The organism is Pseudomonas sp. K8 (genome assembly GCF_014889455.1).
Classification (GTDB): Bacteria; Pseudomonadota; Gammaproteobacteria; order Pseudomonadales; family Pseudomonadaceae; genus Aquipseudomonas; species Aquipseudomonas veronii.
The window spans coordinates 204,855-224,547 of the sequence record NZ_VJWO01000001.1 but is presented as its reverse complement, the minus strand read 5'-3'; the positions used below and the strand labels follow the sequence as shown (position 1 = coordinate 224,547).

Here is a 19,693-nt window from a genome sequence, read left to right as displayed (position 1 = left end):
TCTTTCAAGGAATTGCCCATGAGCCCGGTTGAGCTGATGAGTCAGTGGTCGTTTGGCGGTACAGATTGGCTGGTGATCGGCCTGGGCGTTGCCGTGGCCTATATCGTGTTTGGCATCGCCGGGTTCGGTACGGCGCTGGTGGCGGGGCCGATCCTGCTTATATTCATGCCGCTGTCGAAGGTCATCCCGCTGCTGGTGTTGCTGGATTTCATCGCGGCCTTCGGCAACCTGCTGCAATCGCGACGGGATGTGAACAAGCCGGAGCTGTTGCGACTGCTGCCGTGCATGGCGATCGGTTGCACCCTGGGCGTGGTGTTTTTGCTCAACCTGCATTCGGATCTGTTGCTGTTGTTGATGGGGCTGTTTATCAGCGCCTACGCGATTTACACCTTGGCGGTGAAGGCCCGGCCGGCGCAACTGGCGGCGGGCTGGGCGGTTCCCATGGGCACCGTCGGCGGTTTGTTCGGTGCGTTGTTCGGCAGTGGCGGCTTTCTATATGCGATCTACTTGAGCAGTCGTTTGCCCAAGGACGCCGCGCGCGCCACGCAAAGCGCGTTGATCAGTTGCAGCACCGTGGTGCGCCTGAGCCTGTTCCTGATTGCCGGGGTGTATGCCGACATGCCGCTGTTGCTGCTGGCGGTTTGCCTGCTGCCGGCGATGGCCCTGGGGTTGTGGTGTGGGCGGCGGCTGACGTTGCGCATGTCCCGTGAGGCGTTTGTGCGATTGGTCACGTGGCTGGTGCTGGCCAGCGGCATTGCCTTGATTGGGCGGTACCTGAGTACTTGACCTGTGTCGGGCAGGGATTAAGCTGCCTGCCTTCAGGGCTTCTTCGCGAGCAAGCCCACTCCCACAGTCGATCGCATTGCAAGGTGGGAGCCGGGCTTGCCCGCGACGGCGCCAGACGTCATACCGCAGGGCTCCCATGAATTCCCAAAGCATCCTTGTCCCGAAAATCTCCACCTTGCCCGTCCACGAACCCCGTGCCCGGGCGATCGTGCGCTGGCTGGTGCGCAAGAACATCATCAAGGAAGAGCTGACCACCTGCGGGCGCACCGGCAACCGCATGGCCTACGCCCTGGCCGACGGCGCCCGCGCCGTGGTGCTGCACCCGGATGCGCTGCCGTTCAACGAACCCGTCAATGGCCTGGAAATCATCTACAAGCGTTGCATCTATACACCGGCCAAGGGTTTTCTCGAAGAAGCCGGCTGCCCGGAATGCCTCAAGGAAATCGGCGAGGCGCTGTTCGACAGCCTGGAAGAGTGGATGCCCGGCCACACCGACAACTTCACCTGCCCGCTGTGTGGGCATGAGGATGACATCAACGGTTTTCTGTTCCTGCAGGAATGTGGGTTTTCCAACCTCGGATTCATCTTCAACAACTGGGCGGAGGCGGGGTTCAAGCAGAGCTTTATCGACGAATTTGCCGATTGGTTGGACCAGAAGATCAGTTGGGTCAAAGTCGAGTTGTAGGCTGCAAGCTCAACCCTTTGTAGGAGCGAGCTGGCTCGCGAAAATCGTCAACGACAATCCGGGTAGTCTGGTTAAACGCGGTGCCTTGGTGTTCTTCGCGAGCAAGCTCGCTCCTACAGAAAAGCAGCATCTTTTCTCCATCTATCAGTATTACCAAGTTTGTCAGAGTTTTACGTTGAGACCTGAGGGGTGTCTGAGTATAATGGCGCGCTTCCATTTTCCCGCTCGGGAGCCCCCGCGATGCTGCGTATCAGCCAAGAAGCTCTGACATTCGACGACATTCTCCTAGTGCCCGGTTATTCCGAGGTGCTTCCTAACGAAGTCAGTCTCAAGACCCGCCTAACCCGTGGCATCGAGCTGAATATTCCCCTGGTTTCCGCTGCCATGGATACCGTCACCGAAGCCCGTCTGGCCATCGCCATGGCTCAGGAAGGCGGTATCGGCATCATCCACAAGAACATGACCGTCGAGCAGCAAGCTGCCGAAGTGCGCAAGGTCAAGCGTTATGAAGCCGGTGTGGTGAAAGATCCGATCACCATCGACGCTGACGCCACCGTGCGCGACCTGTTCGAACTGACCCGTCTGCACAACATCTCCGGCGTTCCGGTGCTGCACAATGGCGACCTCGTCGGCATCGTCACCTCCCGTGACGTGCGTTTCGAGAACCGTCTTGAAGTCACCGTCCGCGAAGTGATGACGCCTAAAGAGCGTCTGGTCACGGTCAAGGAAGGCGCCAACAAGAACGACGTGCGCGAATTGCTGCACAAGCACCGCATCGAGCGCGTGCTGATCGTCGACGACAAATTCGCCCTCAAGGGCATGATGACCGTCAACGACATCGAAAAAGCCAAGGCTTACCCGCTGGCCAGCAAGGATGACCAAGGTCGTCTGCGTGTCGGCGCGGCAGTCGGCACCGGTAAAGACACTGGTGATCGCGTAGCGGCCCTGGTTGCTGCCGGTGTGGACGTGGTGGTGGTCGACACCGCCCACGGTCACTCCAAGGGCGTGATCGACCGCGTTCGCTGGGTCAAACAGAATTTCCCTGAAGTCCAGGTGATCGGCGGCAACATCGCCACCGGCGCTGCCGCCAAGGCCCTGGCCGAAGCGGGCGCGGATGCGGTCAAGGTCGGTATCGGCCCTGGCTCGATCTGCACCACGCGTATCGTCGCCGGCGTGGGCGTGCCGCAAATCAGCGCCATCGCCAACGTCGCCGAGGCCCTCGAAGGCACGGGCGTTCCGTTGATCGCCGACGGCGGTATCCGGTTCTCCGGTGACCTGTCCAAGGCCATCGTCGCCGGTGCTTCCTGCGTGATGATGGGCTCGATGTTCGCCGGTACTGAAGAAGCCCCGGGCGAGATCGAACTGTTCCAGGGTCGTTCGTACAAGGCTTACCGCGGCATGGGTTCGCTGGGCGCCATGTCCCAGGCGCAAGGTTCTTCCGACCGTTACTTCCAGGACTCTTCGGCAGGCGCCGAGAAACTCGTTCCGGAAGGCATCGAAGGCCGTGTGCCGTACAAAGGCACCCTGAGCGCGATCATCCATCAACTGATGGGCGGCCTGCGTTCCTCGATGGGCTACACCGGTAGCGCCAACATCGACGAAATGCGTACCAAGCCAGAGTTCGTGCGGATCACCGGCGCCGGTATGGCCGAATCCCACGTCCATGACGTGCAGATCACCAAGGAAGCGCCAAACTACCGCGTAGGTTGAGGCTTCCAGCATAAAGTTAAGTAACCGGGGCTGTCTTATTCAGCCCCGAGTTGTTTCTGATTCATTAGACGAGACTGATCTCATGGCCCTCGACATTCACGCCCACCGTATCCTGATCCTCGATTTCGGTTCCCAGTACACCCAACTGATCGCCCGTCGCGTGCGTGAAATCGGTGTGTACTGCGAACTGCATCCGTTCGACATGGACGACGCAGCGATCCGCGAATTCGCACCGAAAGGCGTCATCCTCGCCGGCGGCCCCGAGTCGGTACACGAAGCCAACAGCCCGCGCTGCCCGCAAGCCGTATTCGACCTGGGCGTGCCCGTGTTCGGTATCTGCTATGGCATGCAGACCATGGCCGAGCAGTTGGGCGGCAAGGTTGAAGGTTCCGAGCTGCGTGAATTCGGTTATGCCCGTGTCGACGTGGTCGGCAAGAGCCGCCTGTTGGACGGCATCGAAGACCACGTCGACGCCGACGGCCTGTTCGGCCTCGACGTGTGGATGAGCCACGGTGACAAAGTCACCAAGATGCCGCAAGACTTCCACATCCTGGCCAGCACCCCGAGCTGCCCGATCGCCGGCATGTTCAACGACGAGCGTGGTTACTACGGCGTGCAGTTCCACCCGGAAGTGACCCACACCAAGCAAGGCGGGCGCATCCTGTCGCGCTTCATCCTCGACATTTGCGAGTGTGAAGCCCTGTGGACCCCGTCGAAAATCGCTGAAGACGCCATCGCCAACGTGCGTGCCCAGGTCGGCACCGACAACGTCCTGCTCGGCCTGTCCGGCGGCGTTGACTCCTCCGTGGTTGCTGCGCTGCTGCACAAGGCCATCGGTGATCAACTGACCTGCGTATTCGTCGACAACGGCCTGCTGCGCCTGCACGAAGGCGAGCAAGTGATGGCCATGTTCGCCGAGAACATGGGCGTCAAGGTGATCCGCGCCAACGCTGAAGATCAGTTCCTGAACAACCTGGCCGGCGAGTCCGACCCGGAGAAGAAGCGCAAGATCATCGGCCGCACCTTCATCGACGTATTCGATGCCCAGTCCAACAAACTGGACAACATCAAGTACCTCGCCCAGGGCACCATCTACCCCGACGTGATCGAGTCGGCCGGCGCCAAGAGCGGCAAGGCCCACGTGATCAAGTCCCACCACAACGTGGGTGGCCTGCCCGAGGAAATGAACCTCAAGCTGGTCGAACCGCTGCGTGAGCTGTTCAAGGACGAAGTCCGCCGTCTCGGCCTGGAACTGGGCCTGCCCTACGACATGGTCTACCGCCACCCATTCCCGGGCCCGGGCCTGGGTGTGCGGATCCTCGGTGAAGTGAAGAAGGAATACGCCGACCTGCTGCGTCGCGCCGACCACATCTTCATCGAAGAACTGCGCAAGGCCGACTGGTATCACAAAGTCAGCCAGGCGTTCGTAGTGTTCCAGCCGGTGAAATCGGTGGGCGTGGTCGGTGACGGCCGTCGTTACGCCTGGGTCGTGGCCCTGCGTGCGGTGGAAACCATCGACTTCATGACCGCCCGTTGGGCACACCTGCCTTACGAACTGCTGGAAACCGTCAGCGGCCGTATCATCAATGAAATCGAAGGCATCTCGCGCGTGACGTATGACGTGTCGAGCAAGCCGCCAGCGACGATTGAGTGGGAATGATCCTGCCCTAGCAGGTAGATGCTGAATAACAGAACCCCGGCCATGTGCCGGGGTTCTGCGCATCTGAAACACGATAAATCAAACGCCGCAGCAAAAGTGTGGGAGCGGGCTTACTCGCGATAGCGGCCCGCGGCTACGTTTGAGCTTCACTCGGCCTTAGCGCCGCGCAATATCCGAAAAGTAGAACTTATCCAACGTATGCCGCGACTCGGTGTACTCGAACTGCCGCCCGTCCTGCAGAAACGTCTGGTTGCTTACCACGATCACATGGCTTTGCCCCTCAAGGTCGAGGTGTGCCTGGTCGTCTTTGCCGCGGGGCAGGGCTTCGATGGTGCGTTGGGCGTAGCTGATGTGCAGTTGCAACGTCTGTTCGATGAAGGCGTAGATCGACTGCTCGGCGATGGTGCGGTCCAGGCCGGGGATCAGGTCGGCGACGAAGTGGTTGATGTCGAGGATCACCCGTTTGCCGCCGATGCGCCGCACCCGTTTGATGCGGGTGATCAGGGTGCCGGGTTCGGCCTCGATATGCTGCAGCAGTGAGCCTTCCAGCGGGAACTGGGTGAATTCGACGACGTCGGTGTGGACGTCATCGCCCAGGTCGGCGTGGGTTTCGTGGAAGCTGACGATGCCGCCCAGTTGGAACTCGATGGGGTTGGGCGATAACACAAACGTGCCTTTGCCATGGATTTTCTGCGCAAACCCACGCTCCTGCAGCTGCTCGATGGCCCGCCGCACGGTGCCACGACTGGCCTGGTAGGCATCCATCAGTTCGGTTTCAGAGGGAAGACGGGTGCCGCGTTGCAGGCGTTCGGTGGTGATGTTGGCAAGCAGATCGGTATAGATCTGGTTGTATTTGCTCATGGGGATGGCTCTGTGCCGCGTTTGCGTTCAAGGCAGGAACCTTAGTGGCACGGCTGGGGTTTGTCCATTGGGCCCACGGAAATCTGTGGGCTGTGGCGGGGCCTGATCCAGAAAAAATAGACAATATGTAACTCGTACAGACGAGTTGTTGCTTTAACTCGTCTGTACGAGTAGTTTTGCCTTCGGCGTGCTGCCAATGACTGCCCCCCAAATAAAAAAATCAAAGTGGAAACCAAGCATGAGCCACGACTATTCGAACATCGCCCGCGAAATTCTCGAGCACCTCGGGGGCCGCGATAATCTTGAGCAAGCCGCCCATTGCGTGACCCGCCTGCGCCTGGCGCTCAAGGACCCGAGCCTGGTCAACGGCAGCGCGTTGAACCAAGTCGACCTGGTCAAGGGCTCGTTCTTTACCGGTGGGCTGTTCCAGGTGGTGATCGGCCCCGGCGAAGTGGAAAAGGTCTATGCCGCCCTGCGCGAACAGACCGGCCTCGCCGCCGCCACCATCGCCGACGTCAAGAAGAAGGGCGCCGACAAGACCAACGCCATGCAGCGTCTGGTGCGGGTGTTCTCCGATGTGTTCATGCCGATCCTGCCCGCGTTGATCATCGCCGGCCTGTTGATGGGCGTGAACAACCTGATGGGCGCCAAGGGCATGTTCATCGAGGGCAAGACGCTGCTGGAGGCCTACCCGAACCTGGATGGCCTGTGGAGCCTGATCAACCTGATGGCCAACACCTCGTTCGTGTTCCTGCCGGCGCTGGTGGGCTGGTCGGCGGCCAAGCGTTTTGGCGGCAGTGAAATCCTCGGCATCGTGCTTGGCCTGATGCTGGTCCACCCGGACCTGCTCAACGCCTGGAACTACGGCAAGGCGGTGGCCGGCCTCGATGGCCAGAGCCTGCCGTACTTCGATATTTTCGGTTGGTTCAAGATCGAGAAAGTTGGCTACCAGGGGCAGATCCTGCCGATCCTGATGGCGGCGTATGTGATGAGCGTCATCGAGAAATGGCTGCGCGCGCGGGTGCCGAATGCCATCCAACTGTTGGTCGTGCCGATCACCACCATCGTCGTCACCGGCGTGCTCGCGCTGGCGATCATCGGCCCGGTGACCCGTCACCTCGGCATCCTGATCACCCAGGGCGTGGTCACGCTGTTTGACCTGGCGCCGATGCTCGGCGGGGCGATTTTCGGTCTGTTGTATGCGCCGCTGGTGATCACCGGCATGCACCACATGTTCCTGGCGGTGGACCTGCAACTGATCTCCACCCAGGGCGGCACGTTTATCTGGCCGATGATCGTCATGTCCAACCTGGCCCAGGGCAGCGCCGCGCTGGCGGTGTTCTACATGGCGCGCAATGCGCGGGACAAAAGCATGGCCTCGACTTCCGCCGTCTCCGCGTATTTCGGCATCACTGAACCGGCGATGTTCGGCGTGAACCTGCGCTTCAAGTTCCCGTTTTATGCCGCGCTGCTGGGCTCGGCACTGGGCAGCATTTTCCTGTCGCTGAACAAGGTGCAGGCCTCGGCCATCGGGGTCGGCGGCTTGCCCGGGTTTATCTCGATCGTGCCGCATGCCATCCCGATGTTTGTGATCGGGATGGTCATCGCGATGGTCGTGCCGTTTGTTCTGACCTGTGCATTGAGCATGAAGATCGTGCGGCCTGGGTATCGCGTTGCCTGAATTACCGCGTTCGCGAGCAAGCCCGCTCCCACAGTTGAATGCGTTCCCCCTGTGGGAGGGGGCTTGCTCCCGATGAGGCCCGAGCGGCGGGTACACAATTTTACTGAAGGAACCCACCATGCAAAACTGGCAACACTCGGTGATCTACCAGATCTACCCCAAAAGCTTTCACAGCCACGCGGGTAACGCCACCGGTGACCTGCTGGGTATCGTGGACAAACTCGACTACCTGCAATGGCTGGGCGTTGACTGCCTGTGGATCACCCCGTTCCTGCGCTCGCCGCAGCGCGACAACGGCTACGACATCAGCGACTACTACGCCATCGACCCGAGCTACGGGACCATGGCCGATTGCGACCGGCTGATCAGCGAAGCGGCCAAGCGCGGCATCAAGTTGATGCTCGACATCGTGGTCAACCACACCTCCATCGAGCACGAGTGGTTCCAGCAGGCGCGCAGCAGCCTCGACAACCCGTACCGCGACTTCTATATCTGGCGCGACCAGCCGAACAACTGGGAATCCAAATTCGGCGGCTCGGCCTGGGAATACGAAGCGCAAACCGGCCAGTACTTCCTGCACCTGTTCGATCACACCCAGGCCGACCTGAATTGGGACAACCCCAAGGTGCGCGCCGAGGTGTTCAAGCTGATGCGTTTCTGGCGCGACAAAGGCGTCGGCGGTTTCCGCCTGGATGTGATCAACCTGATCTCCAAGCCCGCCGATTTCCCCGAGGACGCCAGCGACGGTCGGCGTTTCTACACCGACGGTCCGAACGTACACGCGTACCTGCAGGAAATGCACCGCGAAGTCTTCGCAGGCCATGACCTGATCAACGTCGGCGAGATGTCATCCACCAGCCTGGAACACTGCATCCGCTACTCGCGGCCGGAGTCCAAAGAACTGTCGATGACCTTCAACTTCCACCACCTGAAAGTCGACTACCCGAACCTGCAGAAGTGGGTGAAGGCCGACTTCGATTTCCTGCAGCTCAAGCAGATCTTTTCCGACTGGCAACTGGGCATGCAGGCCGGCGGCGGTTGGAACGCGCTGTTCTGGTGTAACCACGACCAGCCACGGGTGGTCTCGCGCTTTGGGGATGACGGTGAGCATCGTGTGGTCTCGGCCAAGATGCTCGCCACGGCGCTGCACTTCCTGCAGGGCACGCCGTATGTGTACCAGGGCGAGGAGTTGGGCATGACCAATCCGGGTTTCGACACGATCGAGCAGTACCGCGATGTCGAAACTCTCAACATCTACCGCCTCAAGCGCGATGCCGGTGAGTCCGAGGCGTCGAGCATGGCGGCGATTATGCAGAAGTCGCGGGACAACGGGCGCACGCCGATGCAGTGGAATGCCCGCCAGCATGCCGGTTTCAGCAGCGGCGAACCGTGGATCGGCATCCCGGCCAACGCGGCGCAGATCAACGTCGACAGCCAACGGGATGACCCGGATTCGGTGCTGCATCACTACCGCAGCCTGATCGCCCTGCGTCGCCAGGAACCGCTGATTCAAGACGGCGTTTACTGCGAACTGTTGCTGGGCCACCTCCAGGTCTGGGCCTACCTGCGCGAAGGCCATGGCGAGCGCCTGCTGGTGCTGAACAACTTCTACGGCAAACCCTGCGAAATCCAGCTGCCCGATCACGTCCTCAACGCCGCTACCCGACAACGCCTGCTGATCAGCAACTACCCCGATTGCCAGGTCAGCACGGGCCCGCTGCTGTTGCGGCCTTACGAATCCTTCGTGCTGCACCTCAAGGACTGACGGCTGGAACGTCGTTGCAACTGCCCCGCGCGACGCGAAGCAGAAGGTCAATTCCCGGTGTGGGAGCACCGGGCGCTTCACACAAACATAATAAAAATATCGGAGTACTTCATGAAAACAACAATAAAGCTGGGCCTCGTTGCATCGTGTCTGAGCCTGCCGTTCGGCGCTCAGGCCCTGGAGTTTGCCGGTTACTTGCGTAGCGGCGCGGGGACGTCGACCGGCAGTGGCAAGCAGCAATGCTTCCAACTGCCGGGCGCGCAATCCAAATACCGGTTGGGCAACGAATGCGAACAGTACGCCGAACTGGAACTGCGCCAGGACCTGCTGACCCTCGACGACGGCTCCGTGCTCAGCGTCGACGCCATGGCTTCGCTCTACAACAAGTACGACCGCGCGCTTAAATTCCAGGGCGAAGACAACGGCTCGGCGCGCATGCCGCAGATGTATGCACAGTGGTCCAACCTGCCCAGCCTCAACGGCGGCTCGCTGTGGGCAGGGCGGCGTTACTACAAGCGTAACGACATCCATATCTCCGATTTCTACTACTGGAACCAGAGCGCCACGGGCGGCGGCATCGAGGATGTGCTGATTGGCGACCTGAAATACAGCTACGCGCTTTCGCGCAAGGACAACCTGTACCAGAAGGAATACGCCACGCGCCACGACTTCAACGTGGCCGGCTTCAAGACCAACCCCGGCGGCGAGCTGGAACTGGGCTTGAGCTACATCGAAAAAGCCGGTGGGCGTGATGCCAACAGCGGTTGGGCGCTGACCGCGCAACATGTGCAAAAACCTTTCCTCGGCGGCAAGAACAAGTTCGCCCTGCAGTATGGCGAAGGTCCCGGCACCGGCCTTGGCTACACCGGCAATACGGCCCTGGATAACAGCAGCAAAAGCTACCGCGCCGTGGAGTTTTTCGACTGGCAGGTGACCCCGCGTTTCGGTGGGCAGATCGAGGCCGTGTACCAGAAAGACATTCGCCCCGGCAGCCAGGACCAGACCTGGATGTCCATCGGTGTGCGCCCGGCCTATGCCATCAGTGAACAGTTCAAACTGGTCACCGAGCTTGGTCATGATCAGGTCGACGCCACCGGCGGTACGCGCAAACTGAGCAAATTCACCTTCGCCCCGACCTGGTCGCCCAAGGGCCCGGATTTCTGGGCGCGCCCGGAAGTGCGTCTGTACTACACCTATGCGAGCTGGAACGCAGCGGCCAAACGCGCGGCGAATGAGCTGGCGGCTGGGTCGGCGTTGTCTGACACCGGCGCCTACGGCACCGCGCGGCATGGCTCGAATATCGGTGTGCAAGTCGAGTACTGGTGGAAGTGAATCTTCGGATGTAGACAGGCTTAAACGTGGCAGGGGGCAAGCCCTTCCCACATTTGATCTTTGTCACCTCGGGATGTGTATCCACCCAATGATTTTTACAGAACAAAACAGCAGGTGAAGTCATGACCGCAACTCAACCCCTGGAATTGCTTGCGCCCTTGTCGGGCGTGCTGCTGGCACTGGACAAGGTCCCCGACCCGGTATTCTCCAGCCGCCTGATCGGCGACGGCCTGTGCATCGACCCGACCTCGCAGACCCTCTGCGCACCGTTGGCCGGGGTGATCAGCAATATCCAGGACACTGGCCATGCGGTGAGCATCACGGCTGACAATGGCGTCCAGGTGCTGCTGCATATCGGCCTGGACACCGTGAACCTGGCGGGCAAGGGGTTCAGCCGTTTGGTCGGGGAAGGCCAGCGGGTGGAGGCCGGGCAGCCGTTGATCGAGTTCGACGCCGACTACGTAGCGCTCAATGCCCGGAGCCTGTTGACCTTGATGCTGGTGGTCAGCGGCGAGCCGTTTGCGCTGCTGGCGTCGGACAGCGGCCCGGTCACGCTGGGCCAGCCGCTGGTGCGCCTGTCGCCAGGCGAGACGGCTGAAACCGAGGACGAAGAGGAGGGCGACGCACTGTTCTCCAAACCGTTGACGTTGCCCAATGCCAACGGTTTGCACGCGCGCCCGGCGGCGGTGTTTGCCCAGGCGGCGAAGGGGTTCGACGCCAGTATTTACCTGCACAAGCAAACCCAGAGCGCCAACGCCAAGTCGCTGGTGGCGATCATGGCACTGCAAACCGTGCAGGGCGACACCTTGCAGGTGAGCGCGGCGGGAGAGGATGCCGCCGCGGCGATCAAGGCGTTGGTGGCGCTGTTGGCCGAGGGGTGCGGCGAGAGCGTCGCGGCGCCGGTCGAGGGCGTCGAACCGCGTGTGTCGCTGGCGTCCACGAGCCTGCTGCGGGGCGTGTGTGCGTCGCCGGGCTCGGCGTTTGGCCAGGTGGTCCAGGTGGCAGAGCCGGCGCTGAGCATTCCCGAAACGGGCGGCGGCGAAGCACTCGAACGCGCGGCGTTGGACCGTGGCCTGCACGCCGCTACCGAGGCCTTGCAGAGCTTGCAGGCCAAGGCGGTCGGCAGTGCCCAGGCGCAGATCTTCCGCGCCCATCAGGAACTGCTCGAAGACCCGACCCTGCTGGAGCAAGCCCACGACCTGCTGGCCGTCGGCAAAAGCGCCGCCTTTGCCTGGAACAGCGCCACGCTCGCCACCGCCCAACTGTTCCAGGGCCTGGGCAATGCCCTGCTCGCCGAACGTGCGGCGGACCTGGCCGACGTCGGCCAGCGCGTGCTGAAACTGATCCTCGGCATTCACGACCGCGCCTGGGAACTGCCCGAGCGCGCGATCCTGATCGCCGAGCAACTGACGCCGTCGCAGACCGCCAGCCTCGACACGCACAAGGTGCTCGGGTTCGTCACCGTCGGCGGCGGGGCGACCAGCCACGTCGCGATCCTCGCCCGGGCGCTGGGGCTGCCGGCGATTTGCGGGGTGCCGCCGCAGGTGCTGGCGTTGGCCGACGGTCGGCAGGTGTTGCTGGACGCCGACAAGGGCGAGTTGCACCTGGACCCGGACCTGGCCGAGATCGAGCAATTGCAGGCCACCCACCGGGAGCAAATAGCGCGGCGCCAACGCGATGTCGCGCAGGCACGCCTGGCGGCCATCACCCGCGATGGTCATCACGTCGAAGTCACGGCCAACGTCGCGTCGCTTCAGGAGGTCGAGCAATCCCTGAGCCTGGGCGGCGAAGGCGTGGGGCTGCTGCGATCAGAGTTTCTGTACCTGGACCGCCATCGCGCACCGAGCCCCGAGGAGCAAGCCGGCACCTACAACGCCATCGCCCGCGCCCTGGGCCCGGAGCGCAACCTGGTGGTACGCACGTTGGATGTCGGCGGCGATAAGCCGTTGGCCTATGTGCCGATGGATGCCGAGACCAACCCGTTCCTGGGCTTGCGCGGTATTCGTTTGTGCCTGGAGCGCCCCGAGTTGTTGCGCGAACAGTTCCGCGCGATCCTCGCGAGTGCCGGGTTGACGCGGCTGCACATCATGCTGCCGATGGTCAGCCTGCTCTCGGAGCTGCGCCTGGCGCGCACGATGCTTGAAGAGGAAGCGTTGGCGCTGGGGCTCACCGAGCTGCCGAAGCTGGGCATCATGATCGAAGTGCCGTCCGCGGCCTTGATGGCGGACGTGTTCGCGCCCCATGTGGACTTTTTCTCCATCGGCACCAACGACCTGACCCAATACACCCTGGCGATGGACCGCGATCACCCGCGCCTGGCCAGCCAGGCCGACAGCTTTCACCCGGCGGTGCTGCGTCTGATCGCCACCACCGTCAAGGCCGCCCATGCCCATGGCAAGTGGGTTGGCGTGTGCGGGGCGCTGGCGTCTGAAGCGTCGGCGGTGCCGGTGTTGATCGGGCTGGGGGTGGACGAGCTGTCGGTCAGCGTACCGCTGATCCCGACCATCAAGGCCACCGTGCGCGAGCTGGACCTGGCGGACTGCCAGATCATCGCCCATCAGGTGCTCGGCCTTGAAGAAGCCGCGCAGGTGCGCGAGGCCTTGCGCCTGTACCACGCGGCCACCGTTGAAACCTCACCTGTCGTGGAGCACTGAGCATGTTCGAGAAATTGCAGCGGGCGTTCTGGAAAGCCCTGACCCCGGACTTGATCGCCGAAACCGTCGCGGCGCCTGTGCCGGCGGCGGAGAACCTGTTGTCCGCCGATGTGCTGAATGCCCTCGGTGGCGCGGATAACCTCCAGTCGCAACAGCGCGTGGCGCTGACGCGGGTGCGTGTGCAACTGCGGGATGCGGCGCGGGTGGATGCGGCGGCGTTAAAGGCAGCGGGAGTGTCGGGAGTGATGGTGCTGGCGGGTGGGATCGTGCATCTGATCACTGGTCTTCAAGGCCAGTAGCGATTCAAATGTGGGAGGGGGCTTGCCCCCGATGGCGGTGGGTCAGTTATAAACAAGCTGACTGTCACACCGCTATCGGGGGCAAGCCCCCTCCCACATTGGGCGGTGGTGTTTGGGGGCTTCGGGTTTACAGCTGCGGGTTCTCTTCCGGCGGCTTGGTCTTGTTGACCCCTGGCACATGCAGGTTGCCTTCGACTACCTGGTTGCCTTCCAGTTGTGGCTGGGTCACCCAGGTGAGGATGTCGTAGTAGCGCCGGATGTTCGCCACGAAGTGTACCGGCTCGCCGCCCCGTGCATAGCCGTAGCGGGTCTTGCTGTACCACTGCTTCTGCGACAGGCGCGGCAGCATTTTCTTCACGTCCAGCCACTTGTTCGGGTTCAGGCCGTCCTTCTGCGCCAGCTTGCGCGCGTCGTCCAGATGCCCGGTGCCCACGTTGTAGGCGGCCAGGGCAAACCAGGTGCGGTCCGGCTCGGCGATATCGTCGTCCAGCTCGTCCTTGATCTTCGCCAGGTACTTGGCGCCGCCCATGATGCTTTGCTTGGCGTCCAGGCGGTTGGACACGCCCATCGCCTGGGCGGTGTTCTGGGTCAGCATCATCAGGCCGCGCACGCCGGTCTTGGAGGTGACCGCCGGTTGCCAGAGTGATTCCTGATAGCCGATGGCGGCCAACAGGCGCCAGTCGACCTTTTCTTCCTTGGCGAAGGTCTTGAAGTGTTTCTCGTACTTGGGCAGGCGCTGCTGCAAGTGCTGGGCGAAGGTGTAGGCGCCCATGTAGCCGAGTACATCGACGTGCCCGTAATAGCGATCTTTCAGGCGCTGCAAGGTGCCGTTTTTGCCGACCTTGTCCAGGTAGCTGTTGACCTCGTTGAGCAGGCTGTTGTCTTCGCCGGCGGCCACGGCCCAGCTTTGGTTGCTGGCATCGCCGAGGTCGAACGCCACGCGCACGTTGGGAAAGTACACCTGGTTCATCGCCACTTCGTTGGAGTCCACCAGGGTCAGGTCGATCTGGCCCTCGTCGACCATGCGCAGCAGGTCGACCACTTCAACGGCGTCGGATTCTTCGTATTCGATCGCAGGGTTCTGCTTTTTAAGCTCGGCCAGTTGTTCGGCGTGGGTGCTGCCCTTGAGCACCATGATCTTCTTGCCCGCCAGGTCTGCCGCGTTGGTGGGGCGCGACTGGCCGTTGCGGTAGATGATCTGCGGGGTAACTTCCAGGTACGGGTGGGAAAAGCGTACCTGCTGCTTGCGTCGCTCGCTGCTGACCAAGCCGGCGGCGGCGAGGACCGGGCCGTTGGGTTTGCCCAACTGGCCGAACAGGTCGTCGAGGTTGTCGGCGGTCTCGATTTCCAGCTTCACCCCCAGGTCGTCGGCAAAGCGCTTGACCAGTTCGTATTCGAAACCGGTTTCACCGTTGCGGTCCTGGAAATACGTGGCCGGGCTGTTCCGGGTAATCACCCGCAATACGCCATCCTCCTTGATTCGCTCGAGCGTGCTGGGCTTATCAACACAGGCGCTGAGCATCAGGAAGAGTCCGGTGGCGATGAGCCATTTGGCGCATCGCGGGCGCAAAGCAGTTGGGGAGAACATCTGCGCAGTATACGCAAACGGCCCACGGCGCCATATCTCGACAGCGGGGGACTTGTCTGCTAGCCGCCTTGAAACTGTGCTGCAGCCCGCAGAAACGTGGCTTGGCGAGCGATTGTGACGGTTAAAATAACTGTGCCCGCCGCCCCGGATAACGCCCCGACACCTTACAAACCCAGCCAACTGACGTTCGGCAGCGGCCAGCGTTAGTGTTTCGGGTGCCGTTGACGACGGTTTACGTTAGAATGCACGGCCTCAAAGCACACCCCTTCCCGAGGCTGTCCCGAAGATGTTGATCCTGCGCGGCGCTCCTGCCCTTTCTGCCTTTCGCCACAGCAAACTCCTTGAGCAACTGAGCCAGAAGGTTCCAGCTGTTACAGGCCTGTATGCTGAATTTGCTCATTTCGCCGACGTGACCGGCGTCTTGACCGCCGACGAACAGCAAGTGCTGGCACGCCTTCTGAAGTACGGCCCAAGCGTTCCCGTTCAAGAGCCGACTGGCCGCTTGTTCCTGGTTCTGCCGCGGTTCGGCACCATCTCGCCCTGGTCGAGCAAGGCCAGCGATATCGCCCGCAACTGCGGCCTGGAAAAAATCCAGCGCCTGGAACGCGGTATTGCCTTCTATGTCGCGGGCCAGTTCAGCGAGGCCGAAGCCGAGCTGATCGCCGGCAGCCTGCACGACCGCATGACCCAGATCATCGTCAGCCAGCTGGAACAGGCCGGTGCTCTGTTCAGCCACGCCGAGCCCAAGCCGCTGACCGCGATTGACGTGCTCGGCGGTGGCCGCGCCGCCCTCGCGAAGGCCAACACCGAGCTGGGCCTGGCCCTGGCCGAAGACGAGATCGATTATCTGGTCAACGCCTTCAACGGCTTGAAGCGCAACCCGCACGACATCGAACTGATGATGTTCGCCCAGGCCAACTCCGAGCACTGCCGTCACAAGATCTTCAACGCCAGTTGGGACATCGACGGCGAAAGCCAGGAAAAAAGCCTGTTCGGCATGATCAAGAACACCTACGTGATGCACAGCGAAGGCGTTCTGTCGGCTTATAAGGACAACGCTTCGGTCATCGTCGGCAGCGTCGCCGGCCGTTTCTTCCCGGACCCTGAAACCCGCCAGTACGGCGCGGTGCAGGAACCGGTACACATCCTGATGAAAGTCGAGACCCACAACCACCCGACCGCGATTGCCCCGTTCCCGGGCGCAGCCACCGGTTCCGGCGGCGAGATCCGCGACGAAGGTGCTACCGGCCGTGGCGCCAAGCCCAAGGCCGGGCTGACCGGTTTTACCGTGTCCAACCTGCAGATCCCGGGCTTCGAACAGCCGTGGGAAGTGCCCTACGGCAAGCCGGAGCGCATCGTCACCGCGCTGGACATCATGATCGAAGGCCCGCTGGGCGGCGCCGCGTTCAACAACGAATTCGGCCGTCCGGCGCTGACCGGTTATTTCCGTACCTTCGAACAGTCCATCACCACCCCGCGTGGCGACGAAGTGCGCGGTTACCACAAGCCGATCATGTTGGCCGGCGGCATGGGCAACATCCGTGAAGAACACGTCAAGAAAGGCGAGATCCTGGTCGGCTCCAAGCTGATCGTGCTCGGCGGCCCGGCGATGCTGATCGGCCTGGGCGGCGGCGCGGCTTCCTCCATGGCCACCGGCACCAGCTCGGCGGACCTGGACTTCGCTTCCGTACAGCGCGAAAACCCAGAGATGGAGCGCCGCTGCCAGGAAGTCATCGACCGTTGCTGGCAGTTGGGCGACAAGAACCCGATCAGCTTCATCCACGACGTCGGCGCTGGCGGTTTGTCCAACGCCTTCCCGGAACTGGTCAACGATGGCGAGCGTGGCGGCCGTTTCGAACTGCGCAACATTCCAAACGACGAGCCGGGCATGGCCCCGCACGAAATCTGGAGCAACGAGTCCCAGGAACGCTACGTCCTGGCCGTCGGCCCTGAAGACTTCGCGCGCTTCCAGGCCATCTGCGAACGTGAGCGTTGCCCGTTTGCCGTGGTCGGCGAAGCCACTGCCGAGCCGCAACTGACGGTCACCGACAGCCACTTCGGCAACAGCCCGGTGGACATGCCGCTCGAAGTGCTGCTGGGCAAAGCCCCGCGCATGCACCGCTCGGCGGTACGTGAAACCGAGCTGGGCGATGACTTCGACCCAAGCACACTGGAATTGGCTGACAGCATCGAACGCGTGCTGCACCACCCGGCGGTCGCGAGCAAAAGCTTCCTGATCACCATCGGCGACCGCACCATCACCGGCCTGGTTGCCCGTGACCAAATGGTCGGCCCATGGCAAGTGCCGGTGGCCGACGTTGCCGTCACCGCCACCAGCTTCGACGTCTACACCGGTGAAGCCATGGCCATGGGCGAACGCACGCCGCTGGCCCTGTTGGACGCTCCGGCGTCGGGCCGCATGGCCATTGGTGAGACCCTCACCAACATCGCCGCGTCCCGTATCGGCAAGCTGTCCGACATCAAGTTGTCGGCCAACTGGATGTCCGCTGCCGGTCACCCCGGCGAAGACGCGCGCCTGTACGACACCGTCAAGGCTGTCGGCATGGAGCTGTGCCCGGAACTGGGGATCACCATTCCGGTGGGCAAGGACTCCATGTCCATGGCCACCCGCTGGAACGACGAAGGCGTGGACAAGAGCGTCACCTCGCCGCTGTCGTTGATCGTCACCGGTTTCGCGCCGGTCACCGACATCCGCCAGACCCTGACCCCGCAACTGCGCATGGACAAGGGCACCACCGATCTGATCCTGATCGACCTGGGCCGTGGCCAGAACCGCATGGGCGCTTCGATCCTCGCGCAAACCCATGGCAAGCTCGGCAAACACGCGCCGGACGTCGATGACGCCGAAGACCTGAAAGCCTTCTTCGCCGTGATCCAGGGCCTCAACGCCGACGGCCACCTGCTGGCCTACCACGACCGTTCCGACGGTGGTCTGTTGACCAGCGTGGTCGAGATGGCCTTCGCCGGTCACTGCGGCTTGAACCTGGTGCTCGACAGCGTTGCCGAGGACGCCTCTGAACTCAACGGCATCCTGTTCAACGAAGAGCTGGGTGCGGTGATCCAGGTGCGCCAGGACGCGACGCCAAACGTATTGGCACAGTTCAGCGCCGCCGGCCTGGGCGATTGCGTAGCCGTAATCGGCCAGCCGATCAACAACGGTCAGATCGACATCGTCTTCAACGGCGACACCGTGTTCGAAGGCCAGCGCCGTCTGCTGCAACGCCAGTGGGCCGAGACCAGCTACCAGATCCAGCGCCTGCGCGATAACGCCGACTGCGCCGAGCAGGAATTCGACGTGATCCTGGAAGAAGACAACCCGGGCCTGAGCACCAAGCTCAGCTTCGACGTCAACCAGGACATCGCCGCGCCGTACATCAAGAAAGGCATTCGCCCACAGGTTGCCGTACTGCGTGAGCAGGGCGTCAACGGTCAGGTGGAAATGGCGGCCGCATTCGACCGCGCCGGCTTCAATGCGATCGACGTACACATGAGCGACATCCTCGCCGGTCGCGTCGACCTCAATGAGTTCAAAGGCCTGGTGGCCTGCGGCGGTTTCTCCTACGGCGACGTGCTGGGTGCCGGTGAAGGCTGGGCCAAGTCGGCCCTGTTCAACAGCCGTGCCCGCGACGCGTTCCAGGGCTTCTTCGAGCGCAACGACAGCTTCACCCTGGGGGTGTGCAACGGTTGCCAGATGATGTCCAACCTCCACGAACTGATCCCGGGCAGCGAGTTCTGGCCGCACTTCGTGCGTAACCGTTCCGAGCAGTTCGAAGCCCGTGTCGCCATGGTGCAGGTGCAGGAGTCCAACTCGATCTTCCTGCAAGGCATGGCCGGTTCGCGTATGCCAATCGCCATCGCCCACGGTGAAGGCCATGCCGAGTTCGCCAGCGAAGAAGCCTTGCTCGAAGCCGATGTGTCCGGTTGCGTCGCCATGCGTTTCGTCGACAACCACGGCAAGGTTACCGAAAGCTACCCGGCCAACCCGAACGGCTCACCGCGCGGGATCACCGGCCTCACCAGCCGCGACGGTCGCGTCACCATCATGATGCCGCACCCGGAGCGTGTATTCCGCGCCGTGCAGAACTCGTGGCGCCCGGAAGAGTGGAACGAAGACGGCGCGTGGATGCGGATGTTCCGCAACGCGCGCGTGTGGGTGAACTAAGGCGGTGTACAAGCTCAGCTTCTTCGTGCCCGGCAGCCATGTGGAGGCGGTGAAAGCCGCCGTCTTCGCAGCCGGCGGCGGGCGCATCGGCGACTACGACAGCTGCGCCTGGCAAGTGCTGGGCCAGGGCCAATTCCGCGCGTTGGACGGCAGCCAGCCGTTTCTCGGGCAAGTCGGCCAGGTTGAAGTGGTTGAAGAGTGGAAGGTTGAGCTGGTGGTGGCGGATGAGCTGATCGTGGCTGTTGTGGCTGCGTTGAAGCTGAGCCATCCCTATGAGACACCGGCGTATGAGGTGTGGCGGTTGGCGGATTTCTGATTCGTTGATTGCATGAACGAGAAACCCGCTGGGCCAGTTTGGGCAGTGGGTTTTTTGTTGGCTGTAAGGGCCTCATCGCGGGCAAGCCCCCTCCCACATTTACCCGCATTCCAGCGTTGGAACTCGGTCAAATGTGGGAGGGGGCTTGCCCGCGATGAGGCCAGAACAACCAC

At 62.3% G+C, this 19,693-nt stretch carries 13 protein-coding genes; 11 read left to right on the top strand and 2 right to left on the bottom strand.

Annotated elements, in window-relative coordinates:
- The first annotated feature begins 18 nt into the window (after nucleotides 1-18).
- From INT12_RS00995 to guaA, 4 genes are all read left to right on the top strand, one after another.
- Nucleotides 19-786: a sulfite exporter TauE/SafE family protein gene (locus INT12_RS00995; RefSeq protein WP_169883651.1), complete on the top strand. Its 768-nt coding sequence runs from the start codon at nucleotides 19-21 to the stop codon at nucleotides 784-786.
- A gap of 136 nt (nucleotides 787-922) precedes the next feature.
- Complete coding sequence (locus INT12_RS00990) at nucleotides 923-1,471, top strand: hypothetical protein (RefSeq protein ID WP_017846163.1); 549 nt, start codon at nucleotides 923-925, stop codon at nucleotides 1,469-1,471.
- A 240-nt stretch (nucleotides 1,472-1,711) separates the two neighbouring features.
- Nucleotides 1,712-3,181, top strand: a complete 1,470-nt coding sequence (guaB, locus tag INT12_RS00985) for an IMP dehydrogenase (RefSeq protein WP_017846162.1) — start codon at nucleotides 1,712-1,714, stop codon at nucleotides 3,179-3,181.
- Nucleotides 3,182-3,263: 82 nt separating this feature from the next.
- Nucleotides 3,264-4,841 (top strand): glutamine-hydrolyzing GMP synthase, encoded by a 1,578-nt coding sequence (gene guaA / locus INT12_RS00980; RefSeq protein WP_046382186.1) that lies wholly within the window; start codon nucleotides 3,264-3,266, stop codon nucleotides 4,839-4,841.
- A 156-nt stretch (nucleotides 4,842-4,997) separates the two neighbouring features.
- On the opposite strand, the gene treR is transcribed toward guaA, so the two are convergent.
- Complete coding sequence (gene treR / locus INT12_RS00975) at nucleotides 4,998-5,702, bottom strand: trehalose operon repressor (protein WP_017846160.1); 705 nt, start codon at nucleotides 5,700-5,702, stop codon at nucleotides 4,998-5,000.
- A gap of 238 nt (nucleotides 5,703-5,940) precedes the next feature.
- Between treR and treP the strand changes: the two genes are divergently transcribed.
- The 5 genes from treP to INT12_RS00950 all read left to right on the top strand — a co-directional run bounded on the left by treP (nucleotide 5,941) and on the right by INT12_RS00950 (nucleotide 13,433).
- Nucleotides 5,941-7,383: a PTS system trehalose-specific EIIBC component gene (gene treP / locus INT12_RS00970; RefSeq protein WP_017846159.1), complete on the top strand. Its 1,443-nt coding sequence runs from the start codon at nucleotides 5,941-5,943 to the stop codon at nucleotides 7,381-7,383.
- Nucleotides 7,384-7,501: 118 nt separating this feature from the next.
- On the top strand, nucleotides 7,502-9,148 hold the full coding sequence (gene treC / locus INT12_RS00965; protein WP_193039575.1) for an alpha,alpha-phosphotrehalase: 1,647 nt from the start codon (nucleotides 7,502-7,504) through the stop codon (nucleotides 9,146-9,148).
- 111 nt (nucleotides 9,149-9,259) lie between these two features.
- Nucleotides 9,260-10,480, top strand: a complete 1,221-nt coding sequence (locus INT12_RS00960) for a maltoporin (protein ID WP_126588814.1) — start codon at nucleotides 9,260-9,262, stop codon at nucleotides 10,478-10,480.
- Nucleotides 10,481-10,602: 122 nt separating this feature from the next.
- Nucleotides 10,603-13,134: a phosphoenolpyruvate--protein phosphotransferase gene (ptsP, locus tag INT12_RS00955; RefSeq protein ID WP_193039576.1), complete on the top strand. Its 2,532-nt coding sequence runs from the start codon at nucleotides 10,603-10,605 to the stop codon at nucleotides 13,132-13,134.
- A 2-nt stretch (nucleotides 13,135-13,136) separates the two neighbouring features.
- Complete coding sequence (locus INT12_RS00950; protein WP_046382190.1) at nucleotides 13,137-13,433, top strand: PTS transporter subunit EIIB; 297 nt, start codon at nucleotides 13,137-13,139, stop codon at nucleotides 13,431-13,433.
- Between the two features lie 127 nt (nucleotides 13,434-13,560).
- Here INT12_RS00950 and mltF read toward each other — a convergent pair whose 3' ends face one another.
- The gene (mltF, locus tag INT12_RS00945) at nucleotides 13,561-15,021 is read right to left on the bottom strand and encodes a membrane-bound lytic murein transglycosylase MltF (protein ID WP_026139926.1); all 1,461 of its coding nucleotides are present in this window, start codon (nucleotides 15,019-15,021) and stop codon (nucleotides 13,561-13,563) included.
- A gap of 286 nt (nucleotides 15,022-15,307) precedes the next feature.
- Between mltF and purL the strand changes: the two genes are divergently transcribed.
- Nucleotides 15,308-19,204: a phosphoribosylformylglycinamidine synthase gene (gene purL, locus INT12_RS00940; RefSeq protein ID WP_017846153.1), complete on the top strand. Its 3,897-nt coding sequence runs from the start codon at nucleotides 15,308-15,310 to the stop codon at nucleotides 19,202-19,204.
- A gap of 4 nt (nucleotides 19,205-19,208) precedes the next feature.
- Nucleotides 19,209-19,520, top strand: a complete 312-nt coding sequence (locus INT12_RS00935) for an NIF3 1 (protein ID WP_017846152.1) — start codon at nucleotides 19,209-19,211, stop codon at nucleotides 19,518-19,520.
- Nucleotides 19,521-19,693 lie beyond the last annotated feature (173 nt).